Below are 14,612 nucleotides of genomic sequence, written 5' to 3' on the forward strand. Positions count from 1 at the left end.
GTTGGATTGAAGGAGGTAGATCCGATGAAACTCAAACTAGCTGTTGCCGCCGCAGCCACTCTCGGCGCTGTCGCTCTCACCTCGGGCACTGCTTCAGCTGCGATGCCCAACGGTCTCGCCGGCGCGGCTAATGCGGTCGCGAACCAGGCCGCCAATATCGATCAGGTGCGTTATGTCTGTAACGCCTGGGGACGCTGCTGGTGGCGCCCGAACTACTACGGCGCCTATGCGTACGGGCCGCGTCCGTATTACGGCCCGCGGTTCTACGGCGGCCCGCGCTACTATGGCCCGCGTTGGCACGGCGGCTACCGCCGTTGGTAACAGCGTGGTTGCATGAATGGATCGCGGGGCCTTCGGGCCCCGCTTTTCGTTGACGAAACGTTAAGCCTGCGGCGTTTCCAACCGGATCTCGCTGACGTCGACCCATTCGGCGCCGACCAGGTCGGCCATCCGCTGCGGCGCGATCCGCACGGCACTGTGGGCAGATCCCGCCGCGGGCACGACGACGTCGAACGCCTGCAATGAAATGTCGCAGTAGATCGGCAATGGCTGCTTCAATCCGAATGGGCAGACGCCGCCGACCTCGTGGCCGGTGAGGTCGGCCACTTCATCCAAGCCGAGCATTTTCGGCTTGGCACCGAAGGCGGCTTTCGCCTTCTTGTTGTCGAGCCGCGCCGTTCCGCTGGTGACCACCAGCACGACCCGCTCGCCGAGGCGTAGCGACAGGGTCTTGGCGATCTGTTCGGGCGGCACGCCGTAGGCTTCCGCCGCAAGCGGCACGGTGGCCGAACTCTTGTCCGATTGTTCGACCGTGATGTCGGGAGCGTGCTGCGCAAACCATGCGCGAACGGAGTCCAGGCTCATTCCAAACCCTCGACCGGCGAGCGTGCCGGCTTTCAGTGAGCGTCATCGCAACAGCGGAGCGACGAAGCAATCCAGTTTTCATAGTTCAGAATCGCTTCGCTTCTCTCGTGCCGAAGCCGAATATCAGATCCCGAGCAGCTTGCGGGCGTTCTGCTTCAGCACCTTCGGCCGCACTTCGTCGCGGATCTCGAGTTTGGCGAAATCGGCGAGCCAGCGGTCCGGCGTGATCACCGGCCAATCCGAGCCGAACAGCATTTTGTCCTGCAACAGACCGTTGATGTAGCGCACCAGGATCGGCGGGAAGTACTTCGGCGACCAGCCCGACAGGTCGATGTACACGTTCGGCTTGTGGGTCGCCACGGACAGCGCCTCCTCCTGCCAGGGGAAGGACGGATGTGCCAGGATGATCTTCAGGTCGGGAAAATCGACTGCGACGTCGTCCATGTACATCGGGTTGGAGTATTTCAGCCGCATGCCCATGCCGCCCGGCATGCCCGAGCCGACGCCGGTCTGCCCGGTGTGGAACAGCGCGATCGCGCCGCCTTCCTGAATCGCCTCATAGAGCGGATAGGCCATCCGGTCGTTGGGGTAGAAGCCCTGCATGGTCGGGTGGAACTTGAATCCCTTGATGCCGTAGTCGGCGATCAGCCGCTTGGCCTCGCGCACGCCGAGCTTGCCCTTGTGCGGATCGATCGAGGCGAACGGGATCAGCACGTCGGAGTTTTGCCGCGTGAGCTCGATCATCTCGTCGTTGTTGTAGCGGCGGAATCCGGTCTCGCGCTCGGCATCGACCGGGAAGATCACCGCGGCGATCTTCTTGGCGCGATAATACGCCGCCGTCTCGGGCACGGTCGGCGGATGCTTGTGCGGCGACTTGAAGTACTCGGCCATCTGCGCCTGGAAATCGTCGTAGCCGTCGTCCGGGTGTGTGCCGCAGGGCTCCTCGGCATGGGTGTGAATGTCGATGGCGACGAGATCGTCGGGATTGATCATCGGGCGTTTCCTTCAGGGCCGTCTTAGGGCGGGAGAATTGGTTATGGTCTATAACCATTTTCTGAAGCTGTGAAGCGCGACCGCGGGCCTCGTTCATAGAGTGCGGCGGCAACTCCTCAGGTTGGCAAAGTCGAAACTTTCTCGCCGGCAGATAACTTTCTCGCCGGCAGATGGGGAAGGGTGGCTCGGCTCGATTGACAGCCCGGGCCCCGATGGTTAGAAACCGACCGTCCCCGGCGGGCTGCCGCCGCGGGTAAGGTATGTTTTACACCTTCGGCCAGTCCCAAACGGCCTTTCAAACAGTCAGGATAGACCCATGAAGGTCCGTAACTCGCTGAAGTCGCTGCGTTCCCGTCATCGGGACAACCGTCTGGTGCGCCGCAAGGGCCGCCTGTACGTGATCAACAAGGTGCAGCGCCGGTTCAAGGCCCGCCAGGGCTGAGACGGGCGCCGGGTTCCCCGGCGGCCACCGCTTTCCATCACGCCTGTGTGACGCGCGCGCTGCTTTGCAGCGCGTTGTGCTGCGTCTAGACTTTGCGGATGGTCATAGCCCTCTCTGCTCGCCCGTTGCTGCTGCTCGTCGCTGTGTTTGCCGTCTCGCTGCCGCTCGTCGCGCAGGCGCAGGGGCCCGATTCGCAGCCGAAGAACGCGCCGCCTAAGCATCATCTCGAAAAGCCGCTCGAGCGTCCGCCGACACCGCCGGCGAAGCTTCCGCGCGTTGCTGGCGATCAGACCCGCGGGCTTGATTTCCTGTTCGGCGCGCTGAAGGCCGCGCCGGACGAGGCCAGCGCCAAGCACGTCGAGGCTCGGATCTGGGCGCTGTGGACACAGACCACCAGCGACACCACCGCGTTGCTGATGGCGCGCTCGAAGGTGGCGATGGACGCCAAGCAATACGACGTCGCCGTGAAGTTGCTCGATGCCGTCGTCAAGCTCCGCCCCGACTATATCGAAGGCTGGAATCGTCGCGCCACGATCTATTATCTGCAGAACGAATACGCCCGTTCGCTCGGCGACATCGAGCAAGTGCTGTCGCGTGAGCCGCGGCATTTCGGTGCGCTCGCCGGCCTCGGCATGATCATGCAGGAGCTCGGCGACGACAAGCGCGCGCTCGACGCCTTTCGCAAGGCTCTGATGATCAATCCGCACCTTGAGAAGGTTCCGGACCTGGTCAAGACGCTGTCCGAGAAGGTCGAAGGCCGAGACATCTGATCCGGCCGCGGAAACATTCTCGCCGCTTCGGCGTAGCTGTCGGGTGCGCAAGTCTGTCCGGGTTTCTTCTTTGATTGCTCTCGCTGCCCTCGCATTGCTGGCCGCGCTGGCGCTGCTGACGCAGGCCGGCGTGCTATGGATCAACAGCCGGTTTCCGCCACAAGGCGAGATCCTCGCCACGACGGCAGGCCCGATCCATGTGGTCGACCTCGGACCAAGGCACGGTGATCAGCTTCCCGTGGTGATGGTCCACGGCGCGAGTTCGAATCTCAACGCCATGCGCTCGCCGCTCGCTGACAATCTGGCGAAGACTCGCCGTGTCATTTTGATCGACCGCCCGGGCCACGGCTGGACTCCGCGCGACCCGGCGCAGAATTGGTCACTGGCATCGCAAGCGCACGCCATCACAGCTGTGCTTGACCGGCTGGGCATCCCCCGCGCCGTTGTGGTCGCGCATTCGCTCGGCGGCGCCGTCGCCACGCGGCTGGCTCTGGATGAGCCACAGCGCGTCGCCGGCCTCGTTGTGCTGGCCGGCGCGACTCACCCTTGGCCGGGCGGAGGCGTCGGCCAGCTCAACAAGCTTCTGACGACAACGCTGATCGGGCCGTTGCTGGCCTACACCGTGACCTTGCCGGTGGGCCTTTTCCTGGTCGAGCCCGGCGCCCGGACGGTTTTCTCGCCCCAGACGATGCCGGACGGCTATGTCGACGCGACCGCGACGCCGCTGCTGTTGCGGCCGCGCGAGATGCTGGCGAACGCGTGGGACCTCATCGCCCTGAATGCCGAGCTGGGGGCTCAGGTCGTGCGCTACGCGCAGATCACGGCGCCGACCGTCGTGATCCACGGCGATGCCGACGAGGTTGCGTCGCTCGACATCCATTCGCGTGCGCTCGCCGCCGAGATCCCCGGCGCGAGACTCATCGTGCTGCCCGGCGTTGGTCACATGGTGCCGAACGCCGCGTCCGATCTCGTGCAACGCGAATTAGAGAATCTCACAGCGGCTTCCGTCACCAAATCGCACGCGACGATGCGCTAACGTCGCATCACCGATTTCCCCACCACCAACCCAGGAGTGACTCATGAGCGTGACATCCGGTTCGGCCAAATGGCAGGGCGGCATCAAGGACGGCAAGGGCGCGATCTCGACCAAGAGCGGCGCGCTGTCCGACTATCCCTATGGCTTCGCCAGCCGATTCGAGGGCAAGCCCGGCTCCAATCCGGAAGAGCTGATCGGCGCGGCGCATGCGGCGTGTTTCACCATGGCGCTGTCGCTGATTCTCGGTGAGGCCAAGCTGACCGCCGAGCACATGGAAACCAAGGCCGACGTCACGCTCGAGAAGCAGGGCGACGGCTTCGCCATCACCGCCGTGCATCTGACCCTCAACGCCAGGATCCCGGGCGCCGACGACGCCACCTTCCAGGAGCTTGCCGGCAAGGCCAAGGCCGGCTGTCCGGTGTCGAAGCTGCTGAATACCAAGATCACGCTGGACGCGACGCTGGCGAGCTGACGCGCAAACAAGGGCGTCATTCCGGGGCGCGAGCGCAGCTCGCGAACCCGGAATCCAGAGGTTATGACACCTCAGTGCAGAACATCTCGAGATTCCAGTTTCGCGCTTCGCGCGCCCCGGAATGACGATCGTTGACGTTGTGGGTGATAAGTTTGGCTAACTACGCGCGTTACACATCCGCATCCGTCGGCCCGACATAGGCGATGCGCACCATGTTGGTGGCGCCCGGCGTGCCGAGGGGAACGCCGGCGACGATGATGACGCGCTGCCCTGATTTGGCGAAGCCGTCGCGGAAGGCGATGCGGCCGGCGCGGTCGACCATGTCGTCCTGATCGCGCGCATCTTCCGCCACGACGCAGTGGACGCCCCACACCGCCGATAGCTTGCGGCCGGTGTTGAGATTCGGCGTGATCGCCACCACCGGCACTTTCGGCCGCTCGCGCGCGACGCGCAGCGCGGTCGAACCGGACGACGTCCAGCAGATGATAGCCGACAGATCGAGCGTTTCGGCAATCTGCCGCGCAGCGCCCGCGATCGCGTCGCCGGCGGTCGCCTCGGGCTCCGGTCGCTGCGCGGTCAGCACGCCGCGATACAACGTGTCGCGTTCGACCTCTTCGCCGATGCGGTTCATCGTCGACACCGCTTCGACCGGATACTTGCCGGCGGCCGATTCGGCAGAGAGCATGATCGCGTCGGCACCCTCATAGACCGCGGTGGCGACGTCCGAGACTTCGGCGCGGGTCGGCACCGGGCTCGAGATCATCGACTCCAGCATCTGCGTCGCGACCACCACCGGCTTGCCGGCGCGCCGTGCCATGCGGGTCATCTGCTTTTGCAGACTCGGCACGCGCTCCAGCGGCATTTCAACGCCAAGGTCACCGCGCGCGACCATCAGCGCATCCGAGACGTCGAGAATTTCCTGCAGCCGATCGATGGCCTGCGGCTTTTCGATCTTGGCCATCACCGCCGCGCGGCCGCGGATCATGCGCTTGGCCTCGGCGACATCCTCGGCGCGCTGCACGAACGACAGCGCCACCCAGTCGATGCCGGTCTCGCAGGCCGCTTCGAGATCGGCGCGGTCCTTGTTGGTCATCGCCGACATCGGCAGGTCGGTGTCGGGCAGGCTGACGCCCTTGCGGTCCGACATTTTGCCGCCGATCACAACCCGGGTCACAGCACGGCTCGGCGAGGCTTCCTCGCAGATCAGCCGCACCTTGCCGTCGTCGAGCAGCAGCGCGTCGCCCACCTTCAGGGCGGACAGAATTTCAGGATGAGGCAGGCAAACCCGCTCGGCATCGCCCGGCTCCTTGACCGAATCGAGCACGAAGGTCGCGCCGTTATTGAGCTGGACCGGCCCGTTAGCAAACGAGCCGACGCGCAGCTTCGGTCCTTGCAGGTCGACCAGAATGCCGATCGGGCGGCCGTAGCTGCTCTCGACGTTGCGGATCGTCCTCACCAGCTCCCGCATCTTGTCGTGCGAGGTGTGGCTCATGTTGATACGAAACACGTCGGCGCCGGCTTCGAACAGCTTCCGAATCATCGTGCTGTCGGAAGAAACGGGGCCCAGCGTCGCGAGAATCTTGATCCTGCGGAGTCGCCTCATGGCTTCGCTCCGGCATCGCCCGGCTTGGCCCCGGTGTCGCCGGGGACGGGCGCGGGCGTGACCGGCGCGGTGCGGCCCGGCGTTGGTGGAATGCCAGGCAGGCCGGTGCCGGGCGGCGGTCCGCCTGGCAATCCCGGTAGCTTCTGTGAGTTCTGTTCGTTGCTCTCGGTGAGCTGCACCGTCCAGGCGCGCTGTTCGCCGGTGTCGACCTCGAAGAAGCCGGTGCGATCGAAGCCGCGCGCCAGGCAGTTTTCGGTGCCCTTGATGGTGAACTCCTTATCGCGCGAGCACATGAAGGCCTGACCGGACCATTCACCGCCGCGGTCGTAGTCGAGTGCGTAGATGTAGTAATAGCGCGCCACCAGCGTGCCGCGGAGCAGCGTCTCGCAGCTGCGCGACGCCACGTTCCACCAGCCCTCGGTGGTCCAGCCGTCGACGTCCTTGTAGCCCAGGGCGATGCCGACCCGGCTCGACGTGTTGTTGCACAGCCGGAAGTCGGCCGCAGCCGGCGAGGTGGCCAGCAGCAACGCGCCGAAAGCCAGCGCGGCCGCGGCGATCGTCGGCGCACGGCTTGGTTGTGCGGTGCAGGGGAGGGTATCTGTGCTGATCATGCCGGCAAGCTATAACAGAAAGGGAATTGTTTCGCGTGACATGACGGACCTGTCAACGGTTGCCGCGGCGGCCGGGCCCGAACGCGGGATGATCGAGCGGTCCGTTGTAGGTGCAAGATATGGCAAAAACGGAGACAGCGCCCATCTGATCGGGATAGCGGCGTGCACGAGAAGGTGAGAGCGATGGACGATAAGACCCGAACCGAACTCGAAGCCGCGGCGTTTCGCCGGTTGGTGGGACATCTGCGCGAGCGCACCGACGTGCAGAATATCGACCTGATGAATCTCGCCGGCTTCTGCCGCAACTGTCTGTCGAACTGGCTGAAGGATGCAGCCGACGCGCAGGGCGTGGCGATGACGAAGGACGAGAGTCGCGAGGCGGTCTACGGCATGCCCTACGACGAGTGGAAGGCGAAGCATCAGGGCGCCGCCACGCCGGCTCAGGCCGAGGCCTTCAGCAAGACCCATAATCATTGAGGCAAACCTGAGGCACGCGTTTCGCCGCTGGGAGATGCGCGGCGGAAGTCCAGCGCCGAATCTCAGCGAGTGATTTTGTCTGTGCGGTCGCTGTGGACGAGCACGTGGGGTCTTGACGAGAGGGGCCGCGGCGAAGACTGTCCGGCGCAAACGCGGCGCGACGCGACCGTCCCCCGCCTTTCCCGATCATCAGTTTCCAGGAGTGAGAACGATGGCCACCACTGCTGCCGCCGTCCAAGACGAGCCCGCGACCCGATTCGCCAAGGACCAGCTCAAGGCCATCATCGAGCGCATCGAGCGGCTGGAAGAAGAGAAGAAGACGATCTCCGACGATATCCGCGACGTCTATGCCGAGGCCAAGGGCAACGGCTACGACGTCAAGGCGCTGCGCACCATCGTCCGGATGCGCAAGCAGGACGCCAACGAGCGTGCCGAGCAGGAGACGATCCTCGAGACCTACATGCAGGCGCTCGGAATGCTGTGAGGCGAGGCCTCATCTCAACGATCGGCGAGCCTGAGTCTCGCCGATAACAAAAAAACGTCATCACCCGCCTGCGCGGGTGATCCAGTATCGCAGAGCGCCGCTGATCGAAGCAGCGTTGCGGCGATGACTGCTCAGTCCATCAGCGCTCTGGAATTCTGGTGTCGCCCGCCTGCGCGGGCGATGACGCTGGATGCGTATGTCCCCGCGCCATTCATAGCGCGGCGACGTGCGAAGCGACTGCGCTCAGCGCAGTGCTGCGGTGGTGAAGGTGGTGGTGGACACTGCGCTGACCGCGGGGCCGCTGAAGCTGTCGGCGAACAGGTCCGGGTGCGGGTCGTCGCAGAACGTCATCTTCACGGTGACGGTGGGCTTGGCGAAGTGCTTGCTCAGCAGCGTCATGTCGGCGTCGCCGATCGCGGTGGCGGCGGTGGTAACGGCGCTCGGCATCAGGATCATCGCGCGCATCCAGACATCGCTGTCGCGGCTGCCGGCGGCGGTGATACGCGCCGAGTTCGCGACCAAGCCGCCCTTGGCCTGAGCGGTCTTGCCGACCACGGTGTCGATCTTGGTCGAGACCACCGGATGGCGGGCCAGCGAGGCGGAGCGCATGCCGCTCGGAATCGGGGCGCTGGCGGTAACGACGTGCGGATGCGATTGCGCCTGCGGCTTGGCGGGCTTTTCGGCGGCGCTCGATGCGAACGCCAACGCGTTGAACGGCGATTGCGGATCGGCGGCCTCGAGCGCCTGACGGGCGCTGATCGCGGCCACCTGGGCCGGGCTGGCCTGCTTCGGTGCCACCGGGATGTCGTCCCAGAAGCCGCGGGCATTGATGATGTCGGCCGGCGTCTGCGGCTTCGACGAATCCGATTTGGCAGCCTGTCTGACCGCGGGCTTGGCGGTCGGCAGCGGCACGGCGTCGCCCGCTGAGGCGACCTGGACCGTCTGGGCCGCAGCGGCCTGAACCGGGGTGGCCGGTTTGGCGCGCGGCATCGGCACCGCGCCGCTGACCGCGAGCTTGTCCTCTACCGCCTGAACCTCGGCGACCTTGATGTCCGGCAGCTTGCCGACCGGCTTGGCGCTCGCTGCGGCGGTGGTCGCCGGCGCCGCGCTCTCGTCATCCTCGTCGGTCGACTTGCCGCCGAACAGCGCGGCCAGGAATTTCGGCTTGGACGAGCCGGCGTCGCTGCCGCTGCCGCTGCCGCGGCGCTGAATGTCGGCCATCGCCAATTCATAACCGCGCAGCGGCCTGCCATCGGTCGGCACATGCACGGTGCGGCCATCCGGGAAGACCCGGGCGAGCTGATCGGGCGTCATGCGCGGCCAGTGGCGGATCCGGCCGGTGTCGAGATGCACGAAGGGCGAGCCGGAGGTCGGGTAGAAGCCGACGCCGCCGCGCTGCATGCGCAGGCCGGCGAAGCGGATCTTCTCCAGGGCGACGCCCGGGATGAAGAAGTCCATCGCGTGCCCCATGGTGTGCTGGCTGTGCCGCGCCACACCGGACGACCGGCGACGGAGCATCGCGTTGGTACCAGGAGAACGATAGGCGGAAATGATCTGGATCGGCTGCTTGGCGTCCACGTCGCGATAGACTTCCCAGATGATGTCGAACAGCGTCCGATCCATCGTGATCTGGTCCTGGCTCCGCCAGTCGCGCAGGAAATAATTGAGCTTTTTCAAAGCCTCTTCGTCATAGCGCCCGTTGCGCTTGAAGGTGACGGTGAGGTCTTCGCGGGAATGGGTGTGGTGGAAGGACAGCGTGCGGGTGTCGCCCACCGCGGAAGCATCCTGAACCGAGCCGGCTCCTGCGAGCAGGAGCGCGGAGGTCAGGACCGCGCCGGTGCCGAATTTGGGCAGCGACAAAGATTTCAGACGACGCGTAAGTCCAGCTAGCACGAGAAGCCCCACCAGAAGGACGATCGAACGGGAGCCTGTCTCAACCCCAAGTTTGTGAGACAGGGTCAGTCACCACCGGAACCTTAACCGAACCGAGAGTGACGCCCGTTTTCCCCAAGTCGATCGTCAACCATAAGCTGCGGACTATGGCAAAAGAGAGCCCGCTGCCAGCATCCTGATGGACAATGGTTAATAGAAAGGGCCCATCCGCGGATGAGCCCTTGTTCCATTTCAGCTTTTCGTCTTAACGGCGGGACCGCGGATCAGCGGGTGTAGCGCTGCTGACGGCGATATTCCTGGGGCGGCGGTGCCTGCTGGCCGCCGAACAGCCGCTCGAAGAAGTTAAGTCCCTGCTGCGGGGCGGAGCCGGTGTAGTCGCCGGCGACATTGACCCCCGGCGGCAGCCGGGTCGGGCGGGCGTAGCTCGGCTGGGCGTGCGCGACCACGGCTTCGAGGTTCTTGCCCTTGTCATTGCGCAGCAGCGCCATCATCGCCGCGTCGCGGCCGTAGATGTCCTTGCGCAGCTGCAGCTTGCCGTCATCGTCGACGAACGCGGTCTGGTAGGTGATGTTGACCGGGATCGCGGTCGGGAATTTCAGATCGACCTCGCTGCGACCGTACATCGAACGGATCTTCGCCGGGGTGTAGTCCTTCTCCGGCATCGTGATGTTCAGCAGGGCGGCGGCATACTGATCGGGATTCTGCACCCGCATGCAGCCGTGGCTGAAGGCGCGCTCGTCGCGGCCGAACAGGTTCTTGTCCGGGGTGTCGTGCTGATACACCAGGAATTTGTTCGGGAAGTTGAAGCGGATGCGGCCGAGCGCGTTGGCTTCGCCGGGCGGCTGCGAGATGTGAATCGAGCCGTCGCGGTTGCGCGACATCTTCAGACCCATGCGGTCGAGCACGGTCGGATCCTGCGCCAGCGCCGGCAGGTACTCGTTGTTGATGATCGACGGCGGCACGTTCCAGGTCGGGTTGACGGTGATGTACTTCATCGTCTCCGTCAGCAGCGGCGTGGCGTGTTTGCCGGGCTTGCCGACCACCACGCGCGTCGTCCAGACCTGCCCGCCGTTCTGCATCAGCTTCAGCGTGTAGTCCGGAATATTGAGGATCACATAGGCGTTGCCGAGCGAGGCGGCGCCGAGCTGGCGCGGCACCCAGCGCCAGCGCTCCATGTTGACCACGATGGTGTCGATGGTGCGGTCACGCTTCGGCGTGTTCATCGCCTTCACGGTGCGGTCGTCGAGCACGCCGGTCGCCTTGAGATCGGCGCTGCGCTGGAATTTGCGCACTGCGTCGGCGACGTCGGCATCGTAGGTGGTGCTGTCGGGATTATGGGCGACGCCGAGCTTGGCGCGCAGCTGCGGCACGCGCGGATCGTCCATCGTCACCGCCTGCCGCTTCTTGCGCGCCGGCACGTATCTCAGCGTTTCGCCCTCGGCGATCTTGACCACCGGCCCTTCGCTTTCGCCGCGCAGCTGGGCGAGCTTTTTCTTCAGCTCCTTGTAGAGCTTGTGCGGCGGGTTGTAGCTGTCGAGCGCTGCCGAGGCGTCCTTGGCGGTGGTGACGTTGGCCAGAACCTCGGCGGGATCGATCGGGTGCTCCGGATACTGGATGTCGGCCGAGGCCTGCGACCAGTGCATCCGCCCGCTCTGCGCCTGGCGCGCATAGTCCATCATGCTCTCGGTCAGCCGCAGTTCGGCTTCGGCGAGCGTCTCGGGCGATGTCGCGGCAGCAAAATCCGGCACCGGGTAATCGGTCGGATCGAGGCCGTCCGACGCGGCGTCCTTGAGCCGCGCGATCACGCCCTTGCCGGCGGCGGTCAGCGCGCCTGCGCTGGTCCAGACCGGCGCGTATTCGCGTGCCTCGTAGAACTTCTCGACCGCGGCGCGTTCGGCCTTGCGGTCGAAATAGCGCGAGCCCTTGGCGGCGATCGTCTCGCGCAGCTTGTCGGCGACGCCCTGATCGGCGGCCGGCACCGTGCTGGCGGCCTTCTGCGGCTCGGCCGGCTGATCCTTGGTGGCCTGCTCCTTCGCAGGCTCCTTGGCGGGCTCGGTGGCGGGAGCCGTCGCGGTCGCGGCCGGAGCCGCCTCGGGAGCCGCGGCGGTCGGAGCCGGTGTCGGGGCTGCTTCGGGAGCAGCTGTAGTGGCAGCCTTGGTGTCCGAAGCGGGGGTGGACTCGATCTTGGCTTCCGTCTTGGTGTCGGTCGAAGTTGCCGGTGCAGCGACAGTCTCGGGCTTGAAGTCGGCGATCGAGGGCGGCGGCAGATCGACCGGCTGCGGTACCGGCACGGCGGCATCGATGGCGAGATCGGAGGCGGATTTCGGAGTGGACTGCGCGATCGCGGAGCTTGCCGACACGGTGAGGAAGGTGGCCGCGACAGCCATCAGCACACCTTCGAATCCACGGCGGCCAGTCGAGTGATCTCGCATTCTTACACCCCTGGGAGAGAGCTGCCGCAAGGCAGTTCGTGTTGCTGGATCGACCCGCGCGAAGGGGGCGCGGCTCAACATGTTACCGGCGCGGACGATACCAGCGCCTTTTCACAGCAGCCAGCGCCCGCCGGTTTGGTTCACAACAAACTGACAACGCAGAGCTACGGCGCGGAGCGGCGGCCGCTCCGGACCCGTTGTTTGTGACACGTGTTGCCGGCTTTGTCTGTCACTACGCCGCAACGGTTCGAAATGTTCCGGTATGGCAAGACCATGGCGGTTTTTGCGCCCTGTTCGTGCCACAATTTCCTCAAGGCGCGTCGTTAGCGGCCTGCGCGGCGCGCGCCGCTTCCATTTCGTCGAGTTTGCGATACAGCGTCGAGCGGCCGATCTTCAGCCGACGCGCCACTTCGGACATTTGGCCGCGGTAGTGCGAAATCGCGAAGCGAATGATTTCGCTCTCCAGCTCATCGAGCGGCCGCACTTCGTCGCCGCTGAGCATCGGTAGCTGGCCGTAAGTCGACAAAGGCGCGATCGGTGCCTCGTTGGCGGCGACGAACTGCGCAGCGTTCGGTGACTCCAGAATCAGCGGCTCGCCATCGGCTTCGCCGGTCGGCACCGTCGAGGGCGCGCTGGCCAGCGGGAAATCGTCGATGCCGAGCTGATCGCTCTCGCTCATCACGACGGCGCGATACACCGCGTTTTCGAGCTGGCGGATATTACCCGGCCAGTCGAGCTGGGCCAGGCGGGCCATCGCTTCGCCGCTGATGCCGCCGATGTTGCGATTCTCCTCCGCGCAGAACCGCACCAGGAAATGCCGGAGCAGTGGCGGGATATCCTCGCGCCGCGTTCGCAGCGGCGGCACCGTCAGCGGCAGCACGTGAAGGCGGTAGAACAGGTCTTCGCGGAATTGCCCGGCCTTCACCCGGTCGAGCAACCGGCGATTGGTCGCCGAGACGATGCGGACGTCGACCTTCTGCGGCTTGCGTCCGCCGACCGCCTCGACTGCACCCTCCTGCAGCGCGCGCAGCAGCTTGACCTGTGCGGCCAGCGGCAGCTCGCTGACTTCGTCCAGAAACAGGGTGCCGCCGGAGGCTTCGACGAACTTGCCGATGTGCCGGTCGGTGGCGCCCGTGAAGGCGCCCTTCTCGTGACCGAACAGGATTGATTCGACGAGGTTGTCGGGGATCGCGCCGCAGTTCACCGCGACGAACGGCTTGGCGCGGCGGTCGCTCGAGCCATGAATGGCGCGGGCGAACATCTCCTTGCCGACACCGGACTCGCCTTCGATCAAGACCGGGATGGACGAGCCCGCGGCCTTCTCGGCGGCGCGCAGCACGGCGGCCATCGAGTCGCTGCGGGTGATGATATCGGAAAACGTCAGCACACCGTCGCGGCTGTGGCGGATGCGCTGCAACTCGCCCTTCATCGCGCTGGCGTTGAGGGCGTTGCGCAGGCTGACCTGCAGCCGCTCGATGCCGACCGGCTTGACGACGAAGTCGTGCGCGCCGGCGCGCATCGCCGACACCACATTGTCGATGCCGCCATGCGCGGTCTGCACGATGACCGGCACGTTGAGGCCGAGTTCGCGGATCTTGCCGAGCACGCCAAGGCCGTCGAGGCCCGGCATCACCAGATCGAGCACCATCACGTCGATCGCGGCCGCATCCGGCGCGGTGAGAAGAGCGATCGCGGCGTCGCCGCTGTCGGCCAGGACGGCTTCATAGCCGCACTTCTGCACCATGTTCTCGACGAGCCGGCGTTGCACCGGATCGTCGTCCGCAATCAAAACGCGCTCAACCATTTACGCTCACACACCCACGTTTTTCCGGGCTCAACTGTCCCGAATTGGAGCACCATGGGCGTGAAAGCGTTAATGCTTCATGAAAGTTTCGAAAATGCCGTGAAGGCGTGCGGCCATACTTCGAGCGCGCCGCGATAGATCATGTCGCCGGCGACATAGAGAATGATGGCGAGGCCCACATAGGCGATCCAGCGATGCTTCTGCAGCAGCTTCGCGATGAAGCTGGCGGCGAGTCCCATCAGCGCGATCGACAGGCCAAGGCCGAACACCAGGATGATCGGATGCTCGCGCGCGGCGCCGGCGACGGCCAGCACGTTGTCGAGCGACATCGAGACGTCGGCGAGGGTGATCTGCCACACCGCCTGACCCAGCGTCTTGCTCGGCGCCGCGGCGGTGCCGGCCTCGATGTCTTCTTCGCTCGGATGCTCGGTGCGCAACTCGCGCCACATCTTCCAGCACACCCACAGCAGCAGCACGCCGCCGGCGAGCAGCAGGCCGAGGATCTGCAGCAGTTGCACGGTGACGCTGGCGAAGGCGATGCGCAGCACGGTGGCGGCGATGATGCCGATCAGGATCGCCTTGCCGCGCTGCTCCTTCGGCAGGCCGGCAGCGGCGAGGCCGATGACGACGGCATTGTCGCCGGCGAGCACCAGGTCGATCATGATGACCTGAGCCAGCGCGGTCAGACCTTCGGGCGTAAAGACGGCGAGCAATTCGTTCATCGGGGCCTC

The 14,612-nt window shown here is 65.4% G+C and carries 15 protein-coding genes; 7 read left to right on the plus strand and 8 right to left on the minus strand.

Translation table 11 applies throughout. From position 1 onward, the window contains the following. The first annotated feature begins 24 nt into the window (after nucleotides 1-24). Nucleotides 25-321 carry a hypothetical protein gene (locus LPW26_RS09775; RefSeq protein ID WP_238734711.1) on the plus strand — a complete coding sequence of 99 codons (297 nt, stop codon included), beginning with the start codon at nucleotides 25-27 and terminating at the stop codon, nucleotides 319-321. A gap of 60 nt (nucleotides 322-381) precedes the next feature. Here LPW26_RS09775 and LPW26_RS09780 read toward each other — a convergent pair whose 3' ends face one another. Both LPW26_RS09780 and LPW26_RS09785 read right to left on the minus strand, forming a co-directional pair. After that, nucleotides 382-864: a YbaK/EbsC family protein gene (locus tag LPW26_RS09780; protein ID WP_238734713.1), complete on the minus strand. Its 483-nt coding sequence runs from the start codon at nucleotides 862-864 to the stop codon at nucleotides 382-384. 123 nt (nucleotides 865-987) lie between these two features. Next, nucleotides 988-1,857, minus strand: a complete 870-nt coding sequence (locus tag LPW26_RS09785) for an amidohydrolase family protein (RefSeq protein WP_238734715.1) — start codon at nucleotides 1,855-1,857, stop codon at nucleotides 988-990. Between the two features lie 316 nt (nucleotides 1,858-2,173). Here LPW26_RS09785 and ykgO point away from each other — a divergent pair, with 316 nt between their 5' ends. From ykgO to LPW26_RS09805, 4 genes are all read left to right on the plus strand, one after another. Then, a complete protein-coding gene (ykgO, locus tag LPW26_RS09790) occupies nucleotides 2,174-2,299 on the plus strand; it encodes a type B 50S ribosomal protein L36 (protein ID WP_054164123.1) in 126 nt (41 codons plus the stop codon). Nucleotides 2,300-2,397: 98 nt separating this feature from the next. Further along, nucleotides 2,398-3,069 carry a tetratricopeptide repeat protein gene (locus tag LPW26_RS09795; protein ID WP_238734718.1) on the plus strand — a complete coding sequence of 224 codons (672 nt, stop codon included), beginning with the start codon at nucleotides 2,398-2,400 and terminating at the stop codon, nucleotides 3,067-3,069. A 70-nt stretch (nucleotides 3,070-3,139) separates the two neighbouring features. After that, the gene (locus tag LPW26_RS09800; protein ID WP_238734720.1) at nucleotides 3,140-4,105 is read left to right on the plus strand and encodes an alpha/beta fold hydrolase; all 966 of its coding nucleotides are present in this window, start codon (nucleotides 3,140-3,142) and stop codon (nucleotides 4,103-4,105) included. A 43-nt stretch (nucleotides 4,106-4,148) separates the two neighbouring features. Then, a complete protein-coding gene (locus LPW26_RS09805) occupies nucleotides 4,149-4,577 on the plus strand; it encodes an OsmC family protein (RefSeq protein WP_238734722.1) in 429 nt (142 codons plus the stop codon). A 169-nt stretch (nucleotides 4,578-4,746) separates the two neighbouring features. On the opposite strand, the gene pyk is transcribed toward LPW26_RS09805, so the two are convergent. Then, nucleotides 4,747-6,180 (minus strand): pyruvate kinase, encoded by a 1,434-nt coding sequence (gene pyk / locus LPW26_RS09810; RefSeq protein ID WP_238734726.1) that lies wholly within the window; start codon nucleotides 6,178-6,180, stop codon nucleotides 4,747-4,749. Next, a complete protein-coding gene (locus tag LPW26_RS09815; RefSeq protein WP_238734727.1) occupies nucleotides 6,177-6,791 on the minus strand; it encodes a DUF1036 domain-containing protein in 615 nt (204 codons plus the stop codon). Before LPW26_RS09815 ends, pyk begins: the two co-directional genes overlap by 4 nt. A gap of 183 nt (nucleotides 6,792-6,974) precedes the next feature. On the opposite strand from LPW26_RS09815, the gene LPW26_RS09820 reads away from it, so the two are divergent. Together LPW26_RS09820 and LPW26_RS09825 are read left to right on the plus strand one after the other, a co-directional pair. Further along, a complete protein-coding gene (locus LPW26_RS09820; protein ID WP_238734728.1) occupies nucleotides 6,975-7,268 on the plus strand; it encodes a DUF1244 domain-containing protein in 294 nt (97 codons plus the stop codon). Nucleotides 7,269-7,479: 211 nt separating this feature from the next. Then, nucleotides 7,480-7,752 carry a DUF2312 domain-containing protein gene (locus LPW26_RS09825; protein ID WP_119857447.1) on the plus strand — a complete coding sequence of 91 codons (273 nt, stop codon included), beginning with the start codon at nucleotides 7,480-7,482 and terminating at the stop codon, nucleotides 7,750-7,752. 243 nt (nucleotides 7,753-7,995) lie between these two features. Here LPW26_RS09825 and LPW26_RS09830 read toward each other — a convergent pair whose 3' ends face one another. From LPW26_RS09830 to LPW26_RS09845, 4 genes are all read right to left on the minus strand, one after another. Further along, on the minus strand, nucleotides 7,996-9,645 hold the full coding sequence (locus LPW26_RS09830; RefSeq protein WP_238734729.1) for a DUF882 domain-containing protein: 1,650 nt from the start codon (nucleotides 9,643-9,645) through the stop codon (nucleotides 7,996-7,998). 263 nt (nucleotides 9,646-9,908) lie between these two features. After that, complete coding sequence (locus tag LPW26_RS09835) at nucleotides 9,909-12,077, minus strand: L,D-transpeptidase family protein (RefSeq protein WP_238734733.1); 2,169 nt, start codon at nucleotides 12,075-12,077, stop codon at nucleotides 9,909-9,911. Between the two features lie 310 nt (nucleotides 12,078-12,387). Then, nucleotides 12,388-13,881 (minus strand): sigma-54-dependent transcriptional regulator, encoded by a 1,494-nt coding sequence (locus tag LPW26_RS09840; RefSeq protein WP_238734734.1) that lies wholly within the window; start codon nucleotides 13,879-13,881, stop codon nucleotides 12,388-12,390. Nucleotides 13,882-13,958: 77 nt separating this feature from the next. Further along, on the minus strand, nucleotides 13,959-14,603 hold the full coding sequence (locus LPW26_RS09845) for a TerC family protein (protein WP_238734738.1): 645 nt from the start codon (nucleotides 14,601-14,603) through the stop codon (nucleotides 13,959-13,961). Nucleotides 14,604-14,612 lie beyond the last annotated feature (9 nt).

Source organism: Rhodopseudomonas infernalis (assembly GCF_022271405.1).
GTDB classification, from domain to species: Bacteria; Pseudomonadota; Alphaproteobacteria; order Rhizobiales; family Xanthobacteraceae; genus Rhodopseudomonas; species Rhodopseudomonas infernalis.